This window comes from Arthrobacter sp. SAFR-179, assembly GCF_059414945.1.
Genome location: NZ_JBPFDM010000002.1, coordinates 442200 through 463610, shown reverse-complemented (window position 1 = coordinate 463610; position 21411 = coordinate 442200). Strand labels below are relative to the sequence as shown.

At 66.8% G+C, this 21411-nt stretch carries 19 protein-coding genes and 1 tRNA gene; 16 read left to right on the top strand and 4 right to left on the bottom strand.

Features of this window, described 5'->3' with window-relative positions; genetic code table 11:
* Position 1 precedes the first annotated feature (1 nt).
* The 3 genes from ACR65K_RS06520 to mctP all read left to right on the top strand — a co-directional run bounded on the left by ACR65K_RS06520 (position 2) and on the right by mctP (position 2351).
* A tRNA-Ala gene (locus ACR65K_RS06520) sits at positions 2 to 74 on the top strand.
* A gap of 226 nt (positions 75 to 300) precedes the next feature.
* Positions 301 to 678: a DUF3311 domain-containing protein gene (locus tag ACR65K_RS06515; RefSeq protein WP_440151857.1), complete on the top strand. Its 378-nt coding sequence runs from the start codon at positions 301 to 303 to the stop codon at positions 676 to 678.
* The gene (gene mctP, locus ACR65K_RS06510) at positions 675 to 2351 is read left to right on the top strand and encodes a monocarboxylate uptake permease MctP (protein WP_440151856.1); all 1677 of its coding nucleotides are present in this window, start codon (positions 675 to 677) and stop codon (positions 2349 to 2351) included. Before ACR65K_RS06515 ends, mctP begins: the two co-directional genes overlap by 4 nt.
* Before the next feature lie 12 nt (positions 2352 to 2363).
* Here the strand turns inward: mctP and ACR65K_RS06505 are convergent, their stop codons facing one another.
* The gene (locus ACR65K_RS06505) at positions 2364 to 3698 is read right to left on the bottom strand and encodes a class I SAM-dependent methyltransferase (protein ID WP_440151854.1); all 1335 of its coding nucleotides are present in this window, start codon (positions 3696 to 3698) and stop codon (positions 2364 to 2366) included.
* Between the two features lie 46 nt (positions 3699 to 3744).
* Between ACR65K_RS06505 and ACR65K_RS06500 the strand changes: the two genes are divergently transcribed.
* The 6 genes from ACR65K_RS06500 (at position 3745) to ACR65K_RS06475 (ending at position 10545) form a co-directional block, all read left to right on the top strand.
* Positions 3745 to 4827 (top strand): FAD-dependent oxidoreductase, encoded by a 1083-nt coding sequence (locus ACR65K_RS06500; protein WP_440151853.1) that lies wholly within the window; start codon positions 3745 to 3747, stop codon positions 4825 to 4827.
* A 50-nt stretch (positions 4828 to 4877) separates the two neighbouring features.
* Positions 4878 to 6014, top strand: coding sequence for a class I SAM-dependent methyltransferase (locus ACR65K_RS06495; RefSeq protein WP_440151852.1), 1137 nt, complete (start codon positions 4878 to 4880; stop codon positions 6012 to 6014).
* Between the two features lie 204 nt (positions 6015 to 6218).
* Positions 6219 to 7421: an ROK family transcriptional regulator gene (locus tag ACR65K_RS06490; protein ID WP_440151851.1), complete on the top strand. Its 1203-nt coding sequence runs from the start codon at positions 6219 to 6221 to the stop codon at positions 7419 to 7421.
* 6 nt (positions 7422 to 7427) lie between these two features.
* A complete protein-coding gene (locus ACR65K_RS06485) occupies positions 7428 to 8780 on the top strand; it encodes an extracellular solute-binding protein (protein WP_440151850.1) in 1353 nt (450 codons plus the stop codon).
* Positions 8781 to 8782: 2 nt separating this feature from the next.
* Positions 8783 to 9664: a carbohydrate ABC transporter permease gene (locus ACR65K_RS06480; RefSeq protein WP_440151849.1), complete on the top strand. Its 882-nt coding sequence runs from the start codon at positions 8783 to 8785 to the stop codon at positions 9662 to 9664.
* Positions 9661 to 10545 (top strand): carbohydrate ABC transporter permease, encoded by an 885-nt coding sequence (locus ACR65K_RS06475; RefSeq protein ID WP_156386200.1) that lies wholly within the window; start codon positions 9661 to 9663, stop codon positions 10543 to 10545. The genes ACR65K_RS06480 and ACR65K_RS06475 overlap by 4 nt, the downstream gene beginning before the upstream one ends.
* On the opposite strand, the gene ACR65K_RS06470 is transcribed toward ACR65K_RS06475, so the two are convergent.
* Positions 10542 to 10745 (bottom strand): hypothetical protein, encoded by a 204-nt coding sequence (locus ACR65K_RS06470; RefSeq protein WP_440151848.1) that lies wholly within the window; start codon positions 10743 to 10745, stop codon positions 10542 to 10544. The genes ACR65K_RS06475 and ACR65K_RS06470 overlap by 4 nt on opposite strands.
* Positions 10746 to 10884: 139 nt before the next feature.
* Here ACR65K_RS06470 and ACR65K_RS06465 point away from each other — a divergent pair, with 139 nt between their 5' ends.
* The 7 genes from ACR65K_RS06465 (at position 10885) to metE (ending at position 19727) form a co-directional block, all read left to right on the top strand.
* Positions 10885 to 11892: an AAA family ATPase gene (locus ACR65K_RS06465; RefSeq protein WP_440151846.1), complete on the top strand. Its 1008-nt coding sequence runs from the start codon at positions 10885 to 10887 to the stop codon at positions 11890 to 11892.
* A gap of 6 nt (positions 11893 to 11898) precedes the next feature.
* Positions 11899 to 12819, top strand: coding sequence for a DUF58 domain-containing protein (locus ACR65K_RS06460; protein ID WP_440151844.1), 921 nt, complete (start codon positions 11899 to 11901; stop codon positions 12817 to 12819).
* Positions 12809 to 13288, top strand: coding sequence for a hypothetical protein (locus ACR65K_RS06455; RefSeq protein ID WP_440151843.1), 480 nt, complete (start codon positions 12809 to 12811; stop codon positions 13286 to 13288). Before ACR65K_RS06460 ends, ACR65K_RS06455 begins: the two co-directional genes overlap by 11 nt.
* Positions 13288 to 15261: a vWA domain-containing protein gene (locus tag ACR65K_RS06450; protein WP_440151928.1), complete on the top strand. Its 1974-nt coding sequence runs from the start codon at positions 13288 to 13290 to the stop codon at positions 15259 to 15261. Before ACR65K_RS06455 ends, ACR65K_RS06450 begins: the two co-directional genes overlap by 1 nt.
* Complete coding sequence (locus ACR65K_RS06445; RefSeq protein WP_440151841.1) at positions 15258 to 15971, top strand: hypothetical protein; 714 nt, start codon at positions 15258 to 15260, stop codon at positions 15969 to 15971. Before ACR65K_RS06450 ends, ACR65K_RS06445 begins: the two co-directional genes overlap by 4 nt.
* Positions 15972 to 16301: 330 nt before the next feature.
* On the top strand, positions 16302 to 17267 hold the full coding sequence (locus ACR65K_RS06440; RefSeq protein ID WP_440151840.1) for a methylenetetrahydrofolate reductase: 966 nt from the start codon (positions 16302 to 16304) through the stop codon (positions 17265 to 17267).
* 120 nt (positions 17268 to 17387) lie between these two features.
* Positions 17388 to 19727 (top strand): 5-methyltetrahydropteroyltriglutamate--homocysteine S-methyltransferase, encoded by a 2340-nt coding sequence (gene metE, locus ACR65K_RS06435; protein WP_440151838.1) that lies wholly within the window; start codon positions 17388 to 17390, stop codon positions 19725 to 19727.
* Positions 19728 to 19845: 118 nt separating this feature from the next.
* Here metE and ACR65K_RS06430 read toward each other — a convergent pair whose 3' ends face one another.
* Together ACR65K_RS06430 and ACR65K_RS06425 are read right to left on the bottom strand one after the other, a co-directional pair.
* Entirely contained in the window at positions 19846 to 20352 is a 507-nt protein-coding gene (locus tag ACR65K_RS06430; protein ID WP_056336310.1) for a DUF2004 domain-containing protein, read from the bottom strand.
* A 45-nt stretch (positions 20353 to 20397) separates the two neighbouring features.
* The gene (locus ACR65K_RS06425) at positions 20398 to 21315 is read right to left on the bottom strand and encodes a LysR family transcriptional regulator (protein ID WP_056336315.1); all 918 of its coding nucleotides are present in this window, start codon (positions 21313 to 21315) and stop codon (positions 20398 to 20400) included.
* Positions 21316 to 21411 lie beyond the last annotated feature (96 nt).

Here is a 21411-nt window from a genome sequence, read left to right as displayed (position 1 = left end):
CGGGGCTGTGGCGCAGCTGGTAGCGCACCTGCATGGCATGCAGGGGGTCAGGGGTTCGAGTCCCCTCAGCTCCACCGTTATATGGAAAAGGGAACCATCACACGTGTGATGGTTCCCTTTTCCATTGGTCTCTGTGACCCTTCTTTTTCTCACGCCGGGATAAGGCCTGTCGCGGTGAAAAACCCTTCCCGCGCAGGTCAAAGCGGGGTACAACTGGAGGGTGAGGGCACATCGTCCCGCCGCCCGGCCGTTTCCACCCAAGAAACGGGGACGCGGGACAGGCTGACGAGGAGGTCACAGATGTCCCATGCAGATGGTTCCGGCTACAGCCCGAACGGCGATGCATTTCCGGAGGAATCGCGCCTGACCCGTGATACCGCCATCCGGGGCCCGGCCAGACCCGCCCCCTATATCGGCGCCGGCATCCTGCTGGCCGCCGCCATCCTCCTCCCGCTCACGCCGCAGCTCTACTCCTTTGATGCGCCCAGGCTGGCCGGGATGCCCTTCTTCTACTGGTACCAACTGCTCTGGGTGCCGATTTCGGCGATCCTGACCGGCACGGCCTACTGGCTGGTGACCAGGGAAGACCGACGACGGCGGGCCGAGGTACGTGCCGGCGGCCCACCCCGGGCAGGCACCGTCTCCGCCGATACAGGGTTGGGAGGGGACCGGCCATGAACGGACGCGAGATCAACTGGACCGCCCTGGTCATTGTCGTGCTGCTCTTCGTCGTCGTGGCCGTCATGGGCTTCCTGGCCGCCAAATGGCGCCGAAGCTCAGAAGTGGAAGGCCTGCACAGCCTGGACGAATGGGGCCTGGGCGGCCGCGGCTTCGGTACGTGGATCACCTGGTTCCTGCTCGGCGGGGACCTTTACACCGCCTACACGTTCGTGGCAGTGCCGGCGGCCATGTGGGCTACGGGTGCGGTCAGCGGCTTCTTTGCCGTCCCGTACACCATCGTCCTGTATCCGATCATCTTCATCATCATGAGCCGTTTGTGGTCGGTGTCCCACCGGCACGGCTACGTCACCTCGGCGGACTTCGTGGGCGGACGCTACGGCAGCCGCTGGCTCTCACTGGCGGTCGCCGTCACGGGCATCGTGGCCACCATGCCCTACATCGCGCTGCAGCTGGTGGGCATCAAGGCCGTTCTGACGGTCCTGGGGCTGGGCAGTTCCGGCAATGTGTTCCTCACCGACCTGCCGCTGATCCTGGCCTTCGTGGTCCTCGCCGCCTACACCTACACGTCGGGGCTGCGGGCGCCGGCGATGATCGCCGTCGTCAAGGACCTCCTGATCTACCTTGCCGTGATCGTGGCGGTCATCTACCTGCCCATCAAGTTCGGCGGCTGGGACACCATTTTCAGCTCGGCGCAGACCAAACTGGGCACGGTGAACCAGGCCACGGGTAAGCCCGCCGGGGTGTTCATCCCGGGGGCTGCCAACTACTCCGCCTACTGGTCGCTGGCGTTGGGCTCGGCCATGGCCTTGTTCATGTATCCGCACTCAGTGACGGCAGTGCTGGCATCAAAGGCCCGCAATACCATCCGCCGCAACGCCGCCATCCTGCCGCTGTATTCGCTGATGCTTGGATTCCTGGCGCTGCTGGGCTTCGTGGCCATCAAGGCGGGCACCAAGCCCATCGACCTGGACGGATCGGTCAACCCGCAGCTGGTGGTTCCGCAGCTGTTCCTCGACCACTTCCCCGCCTGGTTCGCGGGAATAGCGTTGGCTGCCATCGCCATCGGCGCGCTGGTACCCGCGGCCATCATGTCCATTGCGGCGGCGAACATGTTCACCCGCAACATCTACCGCGACTTCATCCGGCCCGACGTCGACCCCAGGACAGAGGCCAAGGTGTCTAAGATCGTCTCACTGGTGGTGAAGGTGGGCGCACTGGTCTTCGTGATCGCCATGGACCAGTCGGCGGCCATCAACATGCAGCTGCTGGGCGGCATTTGGATCCTGCAGACTTTCCCGGCCGTGGTGGCAGGCCTCTACACCCGGTGGTTCGACCGCTGGGCGCTGCTCATCGGCTGGGCCGTGGGCATCGTCTTCGGAACCATCTCCGCCTACAACGTGGTCAACCCCGTGACAAAAGCCCACTTTGGCGGCTCCGTGGCCCCCATCCCCGGGACGGATTTCAGCGTCTACATTGCGGTCTCGGCGTTCGCGCTGAACCTGGTTGTCGCTGCCGTCCTGACCCTGGTGCTGAGGGCCCTGAAGGTCCGCACGGGCAAGGACCTCACGCGGCCCACGGACTACGAAGCCGACGAAACGGACCCGAAAGTGGTGCAGATCGAAAAGACCCAGCACTTCACCCAGCCGGGCGGTCCTTCTCCGGTGGCCTGAGGCTTGGCCTGCTCACATCCAGGCGGTGCGCCGCAGCGGCGGTTCCTCCCCACCGGGGCGGCGCACCAGCACCTGGTTGACTCCCGTGAGTCCATTGTCGAAGCCTATGGCGCTGCTGGCCATGTAGAGCCGCCACACACGGGCACGTCCCGCACCGGCCAGCTTGACCGCCTGGTCCCAGTTCTGCTCAAGCCGGTTTACCCACGCCCGGAGCGTCAGGGCGTAATGGCGCCGCAGGGCCTCCACGTCCAGGACTTCGAACCGTGCCGATTCCAGGGCGGCCACCATCTCGCCCAGGCTGATCATTTCGCCGTCAGGGAAGACGTACCGGGGGATGAAGGAGTCCGGGTCCGGGCTGGTGGGGCCCGCGTTCCAGGAAATGGCATGGTTCAGCAGCCGCCCGCCAGGCCGGAGCAGCCCGAAAAGGGCCTCCGCGTAGGCAGGCGTCTGTGCCCGCCCCACGTGTTCGGACATTCCGATGGAACTGATGGCGTCAAACGGGCCGTCCGGCACGTCCCGGTAATCCTGCACGCGGATTTCCACCCTGTCCGTCAGGCCGGCCTCTGCTGCACGCTTCCTGGCCAGGCCGGCCTGCTCCCTGGAGAGTGTGACCCCCACCACCGATGCTCCGTACTTGGCGGCGGCATGCAGGGCGAAACTGCCCCAGCCGCAGCCCACGTCCAGGACCCGCATCCCGGGCTTCAGGCCCAGTTTGCGGCAGATCAGGTCCAGCTTGGCTTCCTGCGCACCATCCAGGCCGTCCGCCGGCGGTTCCGCAGCCCCGGGGCCGTCGTCCGGCCACACTGCACAGGAATAGACCATTGATGGACCCAGCACCAGGGCGTAGAAGTCGTTGCCGACGTCGTAATGGTGCGAGATGGCGGCCGAATCGCGGCGCCGGGAGTGCATCCGTCCTTTTTTGGCGATGCGTGCCTCTTCCGGCGGCGGGGCAGGGTTGGGCCCGATGGCGCCAAGCCGGACGGCGGTGCGCAGCAGCAGCCAGAGCTCGCCGGCGGAAAGCGGGCGGAAAGGTCCGGGCTCGGCGAACTTGCCCGCCGAGCTCAGTGCAGTGAACGCCGCGAAGATGTCGCCGGGGGTGTCGATTTCACCTGCCACGTAAGCACGGCTCAGACCCAGCTGGCCCGGTGACCAAAGGATGCGCCGCAGGGCCCGCCGGGACTTGAACTCCAGGACCGGCGCGTCAGGAGGTCCGGCTTCCGAACCATCCCACGCACGCAGGCGCAGGGGTATCTGCGCCGTCCCAAGCACCACCCCCAGGGCCTTTTCCAGCCGGGCTGCATGCCCGGTGCTTCCGGTTCCGGTCCGTGCGGCTGCTCCAGTGTCCATGCGCCCACCCTAAGGCCCCGCCACCCTCCGCGACTATCATGGGCAGGTGATTCCTCACCCAACCGACGTGGTGGTCATCGGGGCAGGCCAGGCGGGCCTGTCCGCCGCGTACCACCTCCAGCGCCGGGGCCTTGAGTATGCCGTGCTCGACGCCGAGGAAGGTCCGGGCGGGGCGTGGCGGCACCGCTGGCGGAGCCTGCGCATGTCCACTGTCAACGGGATCAGTGATTTGCCGGGCATCGCCAAGCCTGAGGTGGACCCGGCGGAACCCAGTTCGGAGTTCCTCACCCGCTACTTCGGAGGCTATGAATCCGAGCTGGGGTTGTCCGTCCACCGGCCGGTAAAGGTGCAGGCTGTCAGGCGTGAAGATGACAACCCGGCCGGGCGCTTGCGGGTGCAAACCACAGACGGGGACTGGAGCACCAGGGCAGTCATCAACGCCACAGGGACGTGGACCCGCCCGTTCTGGCCCATCTACCCGGGCCAGTCCTCCTTCCGGGGCAGGCAGCTGCACGTTGCCGACTACGTCTCCGCGGAGGAGTTCCGCGGCAAACACGTGATCGTGGTGGGCGGCGGCATTTCCGCCGTCGGCCTGCTGGAGGAGATTTCCCGCGTCACCACCACCAGCTGGTTCACCCGCAGGGAACCGGTGTGGCGCGATGCTCCATTCGATACCAAAGCCGGCCACGATGCCGTCGCGCTCGTGGAGGACCGCGTCCGCCAGGGACTTCCACCGCAAAGCGTCGTCTCGGTGACAGGCCTTATCTGGACACCTGTCCTGCGCGCGGCCAGGGAACGGGGCGCCTTGGACCGGCAGCCCGTGTTCACGGCCATCGAACCGGACGGGGTCCGCCGCGCGGACGGCAGCTTCCTCAAGGCGGACGTGATCCTCTGGGCCACGGGCTTCAGGGCGGAACTGGAACACCTCGCCCCGCTGCACCTGCGGGGGCCCGGCGGCGGAATCGCCATGGACGGAACCCAGGTGGCAGCCGAGCCGCGCGTCCACCTGGTGGGTTACGGGCCGTCGTCGTCCACTATTGGTGCCAACCGTGCAGGCCGGGCAGCCGTGGCCGCCATCCTGAAACTGCCTGGAATGGCGACGGCGGCGGAAACGGTAACGTGGGGGTGACGCTCCGGGACGCGGGGCGGGCAAGGGCAACAGAAGGCGGCAGGACACCGGTGGCAGCAGATACGTTGGCGGACATTTTCCAGGTCCTGCGCCGCCGGCCCGATGTCGAAGCCCCGAACCTGCAGGCCTGGGACGCAACGGACCGGCTGCTGCTGGAGACCGCCGTGCAGCTTGGGCGGGCGGGCAGTACCGTGGCGGTCATCGGTGACCGTTACGGGGCCCTGACACTCGGCGCTTCGGGGGTGCTGGCCCCGGCGTCGCTGCGCGTACACCAGGACCTGATCACCGGGGAAAGGGCGCTGCGGCTCAACGCGGAAGAACTGGGCGCCGGCACACCATTCGTGCAGCTGCCCCTGGGAGAGGAGCTGCTGGCGGGAGCAGACACCGTCCTGCTGCAGCTTCCCAAAACCCTCGCGGAACTGGAGGAAATTGCCGCCGCCGTGGCCCTGCACGCCGCACCGGATGTCCGGCTGCTGGCAGGAGGCCGGGTGAAACACATGTCACTGGGCATGAACGCGGTCCTGGAACGGTACTTCCTGTCCGTGCAGCCGCAGCTCGCACGGCAAAAATCCCGGATCCTCCTTGCCATCGGCCCCAAACCCCCAACCACCGCCGCACGTTTCCCTGTAGTGGAGCACCTCGCGGAACTGGACCTGGACGTGGCCGCGCACGGCGCTGTTTTTGCCGGCCCCCGGCTGGACATCGGCACCCGTTTCCTGCTGGCGTTCCTGCCGGCCATGAAACCGGCGCGGCACGCCGTCGACCTCGGCTGCGGCACCGGAATCCTCGCCGCGATGTACGCACGGCAGTTCCCGGCAGCGGCCGTGACGGCGACGGACCAGTCCGCGGCCGCGGTGCAGTCCGCCCTGGCCACCGCCCGCGCGAACGGCCTGGCTGACCGGATCAGTGTCCTGCAGGACGATGCCCTGGGCACCTTCTCCGATGGCTCCGTGGATGCGGTGCTGCTCAACCCGCCCTTCCATGTCGGTGCAGGCGTCCATGCCGGCGCCGGACTCAAGATGATCGAAGCGGCGGGGCGGGTACTGGCGTCCGGAGGTGAGTTGTGGACGGTGTACAACCGGCACCTGGCCTATCTGCCTGCCCTGGAACGGCACGTGGGACCCACGGTGGTGGAGGGCAGGAACGCCAAATTCACCGTCACCCGCAGCACCCGCAGCCCCCGCTGACTGGAACAGCCCGTCCGGCCATCGGGGACTGCGCCGTGGACGAAAGGCAACCCTCCGCCGCGCCGCTGCCCAACATATGGGCGGCGACGCGCCGGTAACGTACGATTCAAAGCATCACCATCACGAGGTAGCCGAAGACGTTTAGGGGACACAGTGTCTGAGATGCGCCAATCTTCTCCGAGACGCGGAACCAACTTGCCCAGGATGGGGGATTTCAACCTCACCGTCATCCTTGATGCGATCCGCCGGACGGCCGGCGGCCTGAGCCGGGTGGAGCTGGCCCAGATCGTGGGCCTGTCCCCACAGACCATTTCCAATATTTCGCGGCGGCTGCTGGACCAGAACCTGATTGTCGAGGCAGGCAAGGAAGGCAGCGGCCCGGGCAAGCCGCGCACCATCCTCCGCCTCAATCCCGGGGGCATGTACGCGCTGGGTGTGCACCTGGACCCGGCAGTGACCACGTTCGTGGTGCTGGACCTGGTGGGCTCGGTGGTCCGCCACTCGCGGATCAAGACTCCCGGCGGAAATGACCCGTCCGCCGTGATCACCACCATCGCCGCGGAAATCGACCAGCTCGTCGCGGATTCGGGCGTGGACCGCAGCCGTATCGCCGGCCTGGGCGTGGCGGCCCCCGGGCCCATCGACCTGGACAACGGCACCGTGGTGGATCCGCCGCTGCTGCCCGGCTGGGACAGGGTGGAACTGCGCGAAGCGCTGGCCGCGGCCACCGGCTACTCGGTACTCGTTGACAAGGACGTCACCAGCGCCGCAGTGGCGGAAACGTGGGCGGGCGGCCCCAGCGGCGCCGGCAGCTTCATCTTCATGTACATGGGCACAGGCATCGGCTGCGGCATCGTCCTGAACGACGAAGTGGTCCGCGGCACGTCCGGCAATGCGGGCGAGATAGGCCACATCATCGTGGATCCGGACGGGCCACCCTGCGACTGCGGCCTGCGCGGCTGCGTGAAGTCCTCCTGCATCCCACAGGTCCTGGTGGCGGAGGCGGAAGCAGCAGGAATCCTGGATGGTTCCCGCGCAGGAAACAGCGCTGCAGAAGTCCAGCAAAGCTTCTCCCGGCTGTGCGCACTGGCCGACGGCGGGGACGAACGTGCCGCGGCCATCCTGGACAAGTCTGCCGTCCTGGTGGCCCGGGCCGTCTCGGTTGTCACCAACACCCTCGACGTGGAACGCGTTGTTTTCGGCGGCCCCTTCTGGAGCGGGCTGGCTGAGCGTTACCTGGAGCGGATTCCGCCGCTGCTGGATGCCAACAGCGACGTCCGGCTGATCCACCCCATCGAGGTTGTAGGTACGGGCGTTGGGGAGGACGTTGGAGCCATCGGCGCCGCATCCCTGGTCCTTGAACATACCCTCGCGCCCCGGGCCCAGCGGCTCCTGCTGGAAAGCTGACCGGACATGCTTCGCCGGGCATCGAAAACAGTCTCCCTGCTGGCCGCCGCAGTGCTGGCGCTCGCGGCCTGCACTCCCGGAAATCCGGCCGAGGGAAACAAGACCATCAAAGTGGCCTACCAGAAGACGGACTCCTTCACGGCACTGGACACCATGTTCCAGGACGCGAAGAAGGAGTTCGAAGCCGCGAACCAGGGCGTCACCGTGGAGCTGCAGCCCATCCAGGGCAACGACGACGACTACGGGACGAAGCTGGCCCTCGCCTTGCGGTCACCCTCCACGGCGCCGGACGTCTTCTACGAAGACACCTTCAAGGTCCGCTCGGACGTCGATGCCGGCTACCTCCTGAACCTTGACAGCCGACTGGCTGGATGGGGGGAGTGGGACAAGTTCGACGACGCCGCCAAGGAAGCGGGGAAAGCGGACGACGGCGGCACGTACGCCGTCCCGCTGGGCACCGACACGAGGGCCATCTGGTACAACAGGAAAGTTTTCGAGGCCGCAGGCGTGGCGCTTCCATGGCGGCCGTCCAGCTGGCAGGACATCCTGGACACGGCCAGGAAGATCAAGGCCGCCAGCCCTGACGTGATCCCCTTCAACATGTATGCCGGCAAGGGCACCGGTGAAGGGACTGTCATGCAGGGGTTTTACGAACTCCTGTATGGAACCGGAGCCGGCCTCTATGACCCTGACTCGAAAAAGTGGGTTGTTGGTTCCACCGGCTTCAAGGACTCCCTGACTTTCCTCAAGACGCTCTACAGCGAGAACCTTGCGGTGGCACCTGCCGAGGCGCTGGACCCGAACGTCTGGAAGAAGGTGTTCGGGGAATGGTTCCCGAAAGCAAAACTCGGGGCAGCCGTGGAAGGCTCCTACGCGCCGTCGTTCTGGCAGGACGGCGGCAGCTATGCCTGGCCGGGGTACGAACAGGAGATGGGTGTGGCGCCGTTCCCGACGCAGAACGGCGGCGCCCCCGGCGCGGTCAGCATGTCCGGTGGCTGGACCCTGGCCGTCGGGGCGGAAACCAAGCAGCCCGATCTTGCCTTCAATTTCCTCACCACGGCGCTCAACGCGAAGAACTCGCTGGCGTTCACGGTGGCCAGTTCACAGATCGCCGTCCGGTCCGACGTGGCCGCTGACCCTGCCTACCAGTCCGCCAACCCGTTTGTGAAGGACGTATCCGGCCTGGTTGCCGTCACCAGGTTCCGGCCCGCCACCTCCGACTATCCACGCATTTCCGCTGCAGTCCAGGAAGCCACCGAGGCTGTGATCACCGGCAGCCGGACCCCGGAGCAGGCCGCGGCCGACTATGACACAGCCGTGGCCGGCATTGTGGGTGGCGACAAAACCATCCGGAAGTAGCGGTGGCGGCCAACCACCGGACACGGCAATTGCTCCGGTACCTGCCCGTCCTGCCTGCCGTCCTGCTGCTGCTCGTGTTCCTTGCCGGCCCTGTGCTGTGGGCGTTCCACTCCTCGCTGACCAACGCAGGGCTGACCGGCCGCTACGCCAGGAACCCCGAGTGGGTGGGGTTGCAGAACTACCAACGGCTGCTGCAGGACCCTGTCTTCCCGCTCTCACTGGCGCTGACGGTCCTGTTCGTCGCGGGCTCGGCCATCGTCGGCCAGAACGTGCTGGGACTGGCCCTTGCCGTCCTCATGCGCCGCGCACGTCCCGTTGTCTCGGCAACTGTTGGCACCGCCGTCGTGGCCGCCTGGGTCCTGCCCGAAATCGTGGCCGCGTTCGCCGCCTATGCGTTCTTCAGCCGTGACGGCACGCTCAACCAACTGCTGGGCCAATTCGGGGCGGCGGAAACCGACTGGCTTTATACCGTGCCCATGGCCGCCGTGATCCTGGCCAACATTTGGCGCGGAACCGCTTTTTCCATGCTGGTGTACCGGGCCGCGCTCAACGGCGTCCCGGCAGAGCTGACCGAGGCCGCGCACATGGACGGTGCCGGGCCCTGGCAGCGGCTGGCCTTCATCACGCTGCCGGTAATCCGGGGCAGCATCGCCACCAACCTGATGCTGGTCACGCTGCAGACCCTGGCGGTCTTCACCCTGATTTGGGTCATGACCGCGGGCGGGCCGGCCAATGGCAGCACCACACTGCCTGTCCTGGCCTACCAGGAAGCCTTCAAGTTCGGCGACATCGGCTACGGCACCGCCGTGGCGTCGGTCCTCATCCTGATTGGCGCCGTGTTCGGGGCGGCCTATCTCCGCCTTCTTAGGGAGCGGAAGCCGTGACAATTCCGAAACAGGCGGCACGGCGACGCCCCGGCCGGCAGCTCCGCCGCCGGCCCGCACCCGGCCACACGCGGGGCAGCGCCTGGGCAGATGGCGCCCTGCTGCTGATTGGTGCCTGTTTCCTGCTGCCGTTGTTGTGGCTGGTGCTGGGTTCGCTGGATCCGGCCGCCGGTCACGGTACCAAGGTTCCGCAGCAGCCCGGCCTGGAGAATTTCGCAGCCGTGCTCACCCCGGAGCTGCTGTTCCGTCCGCTGTGGAACAGCCTGTTGCTGTCTGCGGGGACGGGGATGGTCACCCTTGCGGCGGCCGTGCTCGCCGCATACCCCCTGTCCCGGTACCGGTCCCGCTTCAACACCCCGTTCATGTACGGCATCCTCTTTGGCACCTGCCTTCCCGTCACCGCCATCATGGTGCCGGTCTACGGGCTGTTCGTGCAGCTGCGGCTGCTGGATTCGCTGCCCGCAACGGTGCTTTTCCTGGCCGCCACCAGCCTTCCGATGGCCATCTGGATGACCAGGAACTTCATGGACGCCGTGCCGCTGGCCCTCGAGGAAGCTGCGTGGGTGGACGGCGCCTCCAGGCTGGCCGCCCTGCGGTCGATCGTGCTGCCGCTGATGCGGCCGGGCCTGGGCGTGGTCTTCATCTTTGTGTTCATCCAGGCCTGGGGGAACTTCTTCGTTCCGTTCGTGCTCCTGCTGTCGGAGGCAAGGCAGCCCGCAGCGGTATCGATCTTCAGCTTCTTCGGCCAGCACGGGGCAGTGGCGTACGGCCAGCTGGCCGCATTCTCGATCCTCTATTCGATCCCGGTCCTGGCTCTTTACGTCATCGTGGCACGGGGATCCGGCAACGCGCTTGCCCTGGCGGGGGCCGTCAGGGGCTAATCGATGTCCTCAAGCACCACGCCGAACGGAAGGCTGTCGTCAAGATGGGCCTGGTGGCCGGTGGAACCAGGGTTGTAGACCACCCGGACGCCGTGCAGCTTCTCTGCTGCAGACTGCATCAGGATCGGCCTGACCGTATCGATGAACATCTGGCTCTTATCGGCGAGATATTCCTTGTAACTGGCTGGAAGCTCGATCATGGCAAAAGGATAGACCTGCAGGGCCCGCATGGGGAGGGGTACCCATTGCCGGGATGCGGCCCGCGGGCTTGGATAGGATGGCGAACGGGACACGGCCTTCCGGACCGCGGGCCCATCACCGTCTTCAGGGGGAGAACCAGTGCTTTCGACCAGCGTGCCCGCAAGAATCCAGCCCGCGGAGCTGGCCAGGGCGCAGCAGGTGGCAGCCAACATTTCACGCAGTTTCGAGGCCAAGGTGGTGGGGCAGTCCCGGTTGCGGGAATCGTTGCTGGTGGGCCTGCTGACCGGCGGCCACATCCTGCTCGAGAGCGTCCCGGGACTGGCCAAGACCACTGCGGCCCAAACGCTGGCAGAGGCCGTCAGCGCCGAATTCCGCCGCATCCAGTGCACGCCCGACCTGCTGCCCAGCGACATCGTGGGAACCCAGATCTACGACGCCGCCAAGGGAACGTTCCACACCCAGCTGGGCCCGGTCCACGCCAACATCGTGCTGCTCGACGAAATCAACCGCTCCAGCGCCAAAACCCAGAGTGCCATGCTGGAGGCGATGCAGGAACGCCAGACGTCCATCGGCGGCCAGGACTACCGCCTCCCGTCGCCGTTCCTGGTCCTGGCCACCCAGAACCCCATCGAGCAGGAGGGAACGTACCAGCTGCCGGAGGCGCAAATGGACCGCTTCATGCTCAAGGACGTCCTTGACTACCCCAGTCCTGCGGAAGAGGCCCGGATCATCGCCCGGATCGACGCCGGCGTCTTCACCCCGGAGCAGAAGCCGCCGGCGGCCGCTTCCCTCGAAGCCATCCGGGAGATCCAGGACCTGACCCGGCGCATCTACATCGATCCGGCGGTGATCAACTACATCGTGGGTTTGGTGTACGTGACGCGGAATGCGTCCCGGTATATCGATGCCAGGCTTGCCGGGTTCATCGAGTTTGGCGCCAGCCCCCGTGCCAGCATCGCCTTCAGCCAGGCAGCCCGCGCCGTGGCACTGCTGGAGGGCCGTGACCATGTCATCCCGGAGGACGTCAAGGTGCTGGCCCACCGGGTGCTGCGGCACCGGCTGATCCTGAACTTTGAGGCGGTGGCCGAGCAGGTCCCGGTGGAATCGGTGATCGACGCCGTCGTCACCGCTATCCAGACCCCCTGACGCCCCGTGGCCGGTCTCCTCCAGCGTGTGAAGTCGAAGTTGGCCATCTTCGCGCACCGCAAAGCCCGCGGCATGCTCGACGGCGAATACGGTTCCGTGTTCAGGGGCCGCAGCCTGGACTTCGATGACCTGCGCGCCTACGTGCCCGGTGACGAGGTCCGCGATATCGACTGGAAGGCTTCAGCGCGCCACGGCTCACCCCTGATCAGGCGGTACGTCGCAGTCCGCCGGCAGACTGTCCTGCTGGTCACCGATACAGGGCGCAACATGGCGGCCGAGGCGCTGTCAGGGGAAGTGAAGAAGGATATCGCCGTGCTGGCACTGGGAGTCCTGGGCTACCTGGCGCACCGGCACGGCGACCTGGTGGGCCTTGTATGTGGTGATACAGCGGGCACCCGTTCCCTGCCGGCCAAGGGAGGCGAAGCCCACCTGGAACGGCTCCTGAGGGCTGTGGACTCACACACGGACCTCGCGGCGGCATCCAGCAGGATCCAGGACCAACTCGAGTACACGGCGCGCAGCATCAAGGGAAGCCACCTGCTGTTCGTTGTGGCGGACGAAATTGCCGCGGACGCTGCCACCGGCCAACTCCTGCGCAGGCTCAACGCCCAGCACGAGATCCTCTGGCTGACCATTCGGGACGCCGGGCTGGCACCATCGCCCGGGACCGAACGGATTCCCGGCGCCGGCACGAATTCCCACGCCGGCACCGACTCCTACAGCGTGGCTGATTCCGCGCTGCTGGCCTGGCAGCCGGCAATGTCGGCGGGGGTGAGGGCCGCGTACCTGCAGGCCACGGAAGAGCGCCACGCGGCGCGGAGGGCAATGTTGCGTGGTGCGGGGATCACTGAGGGGGAAGTGGCGGGCAGCGCGGATGTCATCACGGGTCTCTTCGCCCTCCTGGAGAGGCACCGGCGTGCAGGCTGATCCCGGATTCTATGGCCCGCTGCAGTACGGTTCCGCCTGGCTGTGGTGCGGCGCGGCACTGCTGGCCCTGGTGGCCGGCTGGTACGTGTTCGTGCTTGCCTCCACCCGCGTCCCCAAGCGGTCCACACAGGGCAGCTCAGCACCGGTCCGGTCCGCCCTGACCGACCTGCCGGCCCTGAAAGCCGCATGCCTGCAGCGCATCAAGATTGTGGAGGAGGCCGTGGCTGCCGGACATCTTGAGGAACGCACGGCGCACCAGCACATCAGCCTGCTGCTGCGCGGGTTCGTCCGCGATGCCACCGGAGTGGACGCCACCAGGATGACGCACCAGGACCTGGCACGTCACCCGCTCCCGGCGGCGGCCGCGGCCGTCCAGGCCCTGTACCCCGCGGAATTCGGCCCGGGCCCGTTGCCGTCCGTGACTGCGTCAGCAGCACGAGCCTCCGCGGCGGTGCGCGCGTGGAACTGATGTTCTGGTGGCTGCTGCCGGTTGCGGCCGCTGCCGCAGGAGTGGCGGCATGGGTTGCGCTGCGCAGCAACCGGTTGTCCAACGTACGACGCCGGCCCGTGGCGCACGCCGACAGGCTCACCGCGCTGCCCGAGTACCAGGCAGCCCTCCGCCTGCACCGGCGGCGGCTGCTCCTGGCCGGCGCCGCCTGCGCCCTGCTGCTGGCCTCCACGGCGGTTGCGGCGGCACGGCCCGTTGACGTGTCCACCATCAGGCCGGAGCAGCACAACCGGGACATCATGCTCTGCCTGGACACCTCAGGTTCCATGAGCAGCGCTGACGCGGCAGTGGCGGATGTCTTTGCCGGCCTGGCCAGGACATTCGACGGCGAGCGGATCGGCCTGACCATCTTCGACAGCACCGCCATCCAGGTCTTTCCGTTAACTGACGACTACGCCTACGCCCAGGAGCAGCTCCAGCTCGCGAAGGATGCGTTCGACGGCAAGCCGGGCAGCTCCGGATTCCTCGACGGCACCTGGAGCGGCAGGGGGTCGTCGCTGATTGGCGACGGCCTGGCATCCTGCCTCAACAGCTTTCCGGGCGAAGCCGGAAAAACCCCCAGCGAAGCCGGCGGAGAAACCGGGCAGGAAGGCGTACAGCAGCGCTCGCGGTCAGTGGTGCTGGCAACGGACAACTTCCTCTCGGGCGAGCCCATCATGTCTCTTGAGCAGGCTGCGCAGCTGGCCCGGGCCCGGTCCGTCCACGTTCACGCATTGAATCCGGGTGACCTGGACTACGGCAGTGGTCCTGACCAGCCCGGGGCCCAACTGCGTGCTGCCGCGGAATCAACCGGGGGCCTGTACTACGCCCTGGACAACGCTGATGCGGTGGCGGGAATCGTCGCCGCCGTGGAGCAGACCGAAACGGCGGCGGTCCAGGGAGCGCCGCGCGCAGTGTTCTCGGACGTGCCCGGCCTGCCACTGGCTGTCGCGCTGTTGTCCGCCCTGGCCCTGTGTGCGGTTTTGTGGCGGCTGCAAGGATCCCGGCCCCGGGGGAGGGCGTGGCTGCGGCGGGGAGCCGTGGTCCTGCTGGTTCTGGTGGCGGCCCTGAGGCCAGGCCTGCCGGGCGGATCGGCGCGGGCTGCCACCTCGGACCTCAACGTGTTCTTTGTGGTGGATACCACCACCAGCATGGTGGCCGAGGACTACGGCAACGGCAGCCCGCGGCTGGAGGGCGTCCGGAAAGACATCATGGCCATCGCCGAACAACTGCCCGGCGCGCGCTTTTCGATCATCACTTTCGACACTACGGCGCACGTCCGCATGCCGCTCAGCACGGACACGCTGGCCCTGGAAACCATCACGGATGTCCTGGAACCCCAGGTCACCGCCTACGCCAAAGGCAGCAGCATCACGGCAGCCAGGCAGGTGCTGTCCGAGCGGTTGAGCGCTGCCCGCGACAGCAACCCCGGCAGGCCCCGCCTGGTGTACTATCTGGGAGACGGCGAACAGACCAGCGCCAGGGATCCCCGAGCCATGACTCTCGACGGCGGGCTGGTGGCCGGGGGAGCGGTGCTGGGCTACGGCACGGCCGGGGGCGGCCCGATGAGAGAGAATACCGGCCTGCAGGGCGCCGCACCCAAGGAAGACGCCGCGCAGGAGAGCGACGGCGGCACGTACGTGCAGGACAACAGGGCCGGCAGCAGTGGTGATGCGGTGTCGGTCATCGACGAGGAGCGGCTGCGGAACCTTGCCGCCCAGCTCGGCCTGCCCTACGTGCACCGCGCCGCCGGCGCACCAGTGGCGGAGATGATGCAGCAGGCACGTCCGGGCAATGTGGAACGGGCGGATGGAGAGGACCCGCTGGCGGCTGGAGCCGAACTGTACTGGATTTTCGCCGCCGGCGCCTTCCTGCTGGCCTTGCCGGAAGCGGTGGCCATCATCCGGCAGCTCCTGGGGTTGCCTGGCCGGCCGGGAAAGGAAGGGGTCCGGTGAACGCCAAGGCCCACAGGCGCCGCCTGCTGCTCTGGTCAGCGCTGCCGGTTCTCCTGGCGCTGCTTCTCGCCGCCAAACTCCTCAGCCTTGGCGTGCTCGCTGACCGTGCCGCCTCCGGCTTTGCAGCAGGAAACGCATCCGCCGTGGAAGCCGCGGCCCGTGGCCTGGGCGTGGCCAACGTGGTGGAACCCCATAAAGCGCCGTTTGCCGCCGGAGACGCCGCGGTACTGGCAGGAGATTACGGCACGGCACGGCACCTGTTCGACCAGGCGCTGGGCATGGTCCCCGCCGGCTCAGGGGACGAATGCCTGGTCAGGGTGAACCTTGTCCTGGTGATCGAACGCCTGGGCGACCTGCGGCTCCAGGCCGGGGACGCGTCGTCGGCCCTTCCGTTCTTTAAGGAAGCCCTGGCAACCGCAGGCCAGGCGCCGGAAGGTTGCCTGTCTCCGATTGCGGAAGCGGGAGCGGCCGGGCGGTTGGCGGAAGCCCGGGAACGGCTGGAGGGAAAGATCGCCGCCGGCCAGCCCGCCGGCCCAGAGGGCGGAGCAGGGGAGGAATCCCCCGAGGACGGGCCGGCCGAGACCCGGCAGAGCCAACTGGACCAGCTCCAGGACAGTTCGCGGCAGGCCCAGCGGGAGCGGAACAGCGGGCGCGAACGGGAAGAATACCTGGACAGCAACGGTGGGTCGCCCCCGGACCGCCCCTGGTAGCAAGCCCTTCCGGCGAAGGAAATTCTGCTGCCGCATGAAACGGCCCGTAAAAGTGCGTCTTAATTCGGCACGGACTTGTACCGCCCCCGCCGGGCCCCCTAGAGTCGTAGACAAGTTACCGCGGTAACGTGTCAGCGATCCTCCGTTCCGGAGGGTGTGGGTGCCCCCATGTGGGCCTGACATTTGCTCACGGACTACTTCATTCAAGGCGTAACAGTCGCGGCTGCGTCCTCGTGGAGTCCCTCCGTGTTCCCAAACTCAAATTCATTGCCGGTTCTCTGTCCTGTTTCGCCGGGCGGAGACCCCAATGGCCCAAAGCCAAGGACGCAAATGTCACCTCCAAGCCTGATTGACGCACATCCAAACCTTTCCGACACCGCTCCAGTGGCGCTTTCCTACGAGCTGTTCCCGCCGCGTTCGCCTGCGGCAGCGGAGACGCTGTGGACCACCATCCGCGAGTTGGAAGCAACTGAACCGGACTACGTCTCCGTCACGTACGGCGCCAGCGGATCAAACCGGGACACCGCCGTCGAACTCATCAACCGTCTCCTGCTCGAAACCACGCTGCGGCCGCTGGCACACCTCACCTGCGTAGGCAACACGCCCCAGGAACTCGCCGGCATCGTCGGGGAATTGCTGGATATCGGCGTTCGGGGCATATTGGCCCTGCGCGGCGACCTTCCCAAGGACGGCGGCCAGCCGGAATCCGGGTCACTGCGCTACGCCCAGGACCTGATCGACCTCATCCGCCGTGTGGAGCAGCGCCGGTCGGCCCTGCTCTGCGCCGGCAAGATCGCGGTGGGTGTGGCGGCGTACCCCACCCGTCACCCTGAATCGCCCAGCGAGGAACACGACGTCGAAGTGCTGCTCGCGAAGCAGCGTTCCGGTGCCGACTTCGCCATCACCCAGGTGTTCTTCGAGGCTGGGCAGTACGCCGATCTTCTCACCCGCGCACGCCGCGCCGGCGTCACCATTCCCATCATTCCCGGTGTCATGCCGTTCACCAGTCTCCGCCGCCTCAACCGGCTGGGGGAACTCGCGGGAGTGGCGCCGGCACCCAAGCTCATGGAACGCCTGGCTGCCGCCGACAATGACATCCAACGGCTTCACATCGGCGTCGACGCCACCGTGGACCTTGCCAACGCTGCCCTGGACGCCGGTGCTCCCGGCATCCACCTTTACACCTTCAACGAGCACCAGAGTGCCCTGGAGGTGCTGGACAAGCTGGCCCTTCCGCGGCGCAGCCGTCCCGGCAACCGCCGCGAATCCAGCGTCCGCAGCCAGCTCGCCAGCTGACCAGCCCCCGCCGCCAAACAGCTTCCATTCATCGGCGCAGCGTTCGTACACGCCGCGTTCATCCTTCGTGCGCTGATACGCGCACGCCCTCGACACTTACTCGACCTTTAGGAGTACCCCATGACTGAACAGAAAACCGCCCGCACTCCCTTCCCGGCAGCCTCGCTCCTCGGCTACCCCCGCATCGGCCGCCGCCGCGAGCTCAAGAAGGCTGTGGAGGCCTACTGGGCCGGGAAGATCGACGCCGCCGCCCTGGACGCAGCGGCCAAGGACATCCAGCTGGCCACCGCCAGGGGCCTGCAGGAACTGGGCCTGACCGAAGCTGCCGCTGTCCCGGGAACCTTCTCCTACTACGACCAGGTCCTGGACACCACTGCCCACCTCGGTGCCGTACCCGCCCGCTTTGGCAAGCTCCTCAACGCTGAAGGCCAGCTGGATATTGACGGCTACTTCACCCTTGCCCGCGGCAACAAGGAACAGCAGCCGCTGGAAATGACCAAGTGGTTCGACACCAACTACCACTACCTGGTCCCGGAAATCGGCCCGGAGACCGGGTTCACCCTGGCCTCCACCGCCAAGGTTGACGAGTTCGCCTTCGCCCTGGCCAACGGCATCGAGACCCGCCCGTACATCGTGGGCCCGGTCACCTACCTGCTGCTGTCCAAGGCTTCCGAGGACGCCCCCGCCGGCTTCGCCCCGCTGTCCCGCCTGGAGGACATCCTGCCCGTCTACGTGCAGCTGCTGGAAAAGCTCGCCGCTGCCGGCGCCACCTGGGTCCAGCTCGACGAGCCCGCCCTGGTGGTGGACCAGGACACCCCGGCCGCCGAAGTCGAGGCAGCCGTGGCCCGCGCCTACGAGGTACTGACCGCTGCAGCCAACCGCCCGCAGATCCTCGTTTCCACCCCCTACGGCTCACTGGGCGGGCAGCTGGGCACCCTCGCAGCCACCAACATCGATGCCCTCCACATCGACGTCTTCAAGGGCGCCGTTCCGTCCGCCGCCGCCTTGGCGGGCCTGGGCAACAAGACCCTGGTTGCCGGCGTCGTGGACGGCCACAACATCTGGCGGAACGACCTCGCTGCCTCCGCCGCGAAGCTGGACGAACTCAAGGCAGCGGCCGCAAAGGTGGCTGTCTCCACGTCCACCTCCACCCAGCACGTCCCGCACGACGTTGCCGAGGAAACCCAGCTCTCCGCTCAGCTCCGCAGTTGGCTGGCGTTCTCGGACCAGAAGGCCGTGGAAGTCAAGGCCCTGGCCGCTTACCTGGCCGATCCCGCTTCCGCCATGGCTGCGATCGACGAGGCAACCGCCGTCATCGCTTCCCGCGCCACCGCCGAGGGCGTCCGCCGCGCAGACGTCCGTGCCCGCACCGAGGCCCTCACAGCGGCTGACTTCTCGCGCTCCGAGTATTCGGTCCGCGAAGCCGCCCAGGAAGAGGCGCTGCACCTGCCGCCGCTGCCCACCACCACCATCGGCTCCTTCCCGCAGACCGCTGAAATCCGGTCCGCCCGCGCCCGCAACAACAAGGGCGATCTCACCGACGAGCAGTACGCGCAGCTCATGAAGGACGAGATCAAGCGCGTGGTGGAGCTGCAGGAAGAGCTTGGCTATGACGTCCTGGTGCACGGTGAGCCGGAGCGCAACGACATGGTTCAGTACTTTGCCGAGAACCTCGAAGGGTTCGACGTCACGGTCCACGGCTGGGTCCAGTCCTACGGCTCACGCTGCACCCGGCCGTCCATTCTCTGGGGCGACGTCACCCGCAGCGCTCCGATCACGGTGGAATGGGCCAAGTACGCACAGTCGCTGACAGCCAAGCCGATGAAGGGCATGCTCACCGGTCCGGTCACCATCCTGGCATGGTCCTTCGTCCGCGACGACCAGCCGCTGGGCGAGACCGCCAACCAGGTTGGCCTGGCCCTCCGCGACGAGATTGCCGACCTCGAAGCTGCCGGCATCAAGGTCATCCAGGTGGACGAGCCCGCCCTGCGCGAGCTGCTTCCGCTGCGCAAGGCTGACCAGGCGGACTACCTGAAATGGTCCGTTGATTCCTTCCGCCTGGCCACCGCCGGCGCCGCCGATTCCACGCAGATCCACACCCACCTCTGCTACTCGGAGTTCGGCGTGATCATCGACGCGATCGACGGGCTGGACGCGGACGTCACCTCCATTGAGGCTGCCCGCTCCCGGATGGAGGTTGTCCACGACCTCGAGTCCCACGGCTTCGGCCGCGGCGTGGGCCCGGGCGTCTACGACATCCACTCACCGCGTGTTCCCGGTGAGCAGGAAGTCACCGAGCTGCTGGCAACCGCCGTCAAGCACGTCCCGTCCCGCCAGCTCTGGGTCAACCCGGACTGCGGCCTGAAGACCCGCGGCTACGCCGAGACCGAAGAGTCCCTGCGCAACCTGGTCAAGGCCACGCAGACGGTCCGCGCGGAGCTGCTGGAAACGGCGAAGTAGCACCAAAAACGAAGGCGGGTGGTCACGCAAGGTGACCACCCGTCGTCGTACTTTAACCATCGATTGCTCCGTAACTGCCGTTTTGAGCGTCCAAAAGGGCATTTACGGAGCAATCGATTCAGGACTCCCAGACGATCTCGTCGTCCACCACGCCGTCCTGGTCGGCGGAGGCCACCAGGACCTCATCCGTGAAGTGCTCGCCCAGGGTGAAATCCATGACGAAGTAGCGTTCGGGCTGGCCGGGATAGATGGCTACGTGGCCGAGTTTGAGTGCCTTGAGGAAGACCTCGTTGGTGAGCTGTTTGCGGTCCTGGACACCGAACACCTTGTGCAGGTGCTCGTCCTTGAGCGCATTGCAGTGGAAGTGCAGGTACTCCTGGGGACTGGTGCCTTCCTGCTCAAGTTCCTCGGCGATCATCTCGCGGACCTCGTCCACCAGTTCCGGAAGGAAACGCAACCGATAGTCCACCTTGCGAAGCGCGGCTTCGTCGAAGTTGTCGTGGGCGGTGATGTTCAGGTCGAGTTCCAGCGGGTGGCCTCGCAGCTCATGTTTGGCGGCAAAGAGATGATCCATGCCGTGGTTGAGCTCGATCTCCCCAAAGTGCTGGCTCGCTACCTTGTTCATATTCTCAACATAGACCCGAAGGGCAGACCATTCCAGCGTTCTGCCCTAATTGACCGCGGTGCGCATTCCGGCGAGGGTTTCGGCCAGCAGGTCAACGAAGAGCTGCACCCGTGCCGTCTTCCGGTCATTTATCAGCAGCGCAAACACGTTCCGGGCCAGCCGGATCTCCGGGACGTCCAGCACCACCACGCCCGCCGGCTTGTTCCGCAGGGCAAGCTCCGGAACCAGGGCCGCCCCCAGGCCTGCGGCGGCCATCTCCAGGCTGGCGTGGAAGTCATCACTGTGCGCCACCACCCGCGGGTGCAGGTTGCAGCCCGCGAACAGCCGCTCGATCACCATCGCATCGCTGGTGCCGGGGTGATGCATGATCCAGGGCATCTCCGAGAGATGGTCCGCGGCCACCTTCGCGTCCGCCCGGAAACCCCAGCCGGCAGGCAGCACCACCCGGAAGTCGTCGTCGCCAATCCATTGCCGGTTGATGGTGTTGGGCCACGCGAAACCGGTCTGGCCCACCTGGAACACCACGGCCAGGTCCAGGTCGCCGCCGGTGCGCAGCCCCTGGATGGTTTGGCCTGGCTCAGCCACTGACACCCGCAGGTCGATCCCGAGTTTCTTCCACGCCGGGTTCTTCAGGATCCGCGGCAGGACGTACGTGGCCAGGCTGGGAAAGATCCCCAGCCGCAGTTCCTGGCTTTCCGAGTCCTGCGTCCTTGAGGCGGCGGCCATCAGTGCCTCGATGTCCGTGAGCACCTTGGCAGCGTGCCGGGTCATGACGACGGCGGCTTCCGTGGGAATCACGGCGCGCGCCGAACGCTGAAAGAGGGTTACGCCCGTTTCCCGCTCCAAAGCCGACATCTGCTGGGACACGGCGGAGGCCGTGTAGCCGAGTGTTGCGGCTGCTGCAGCGAATGAGCCCAGCCGCGTGACTTCAAGGAGGGTCTTCAGGTGCACCGGATTTACCACGAGCCCACAGTACTGCACCCATCCGCCGGCCGTACCGCACCGAACAACCGTCTGTATACCCAGCCCAGCGGCAAATGTTCAGCAGAGGAGCATGAA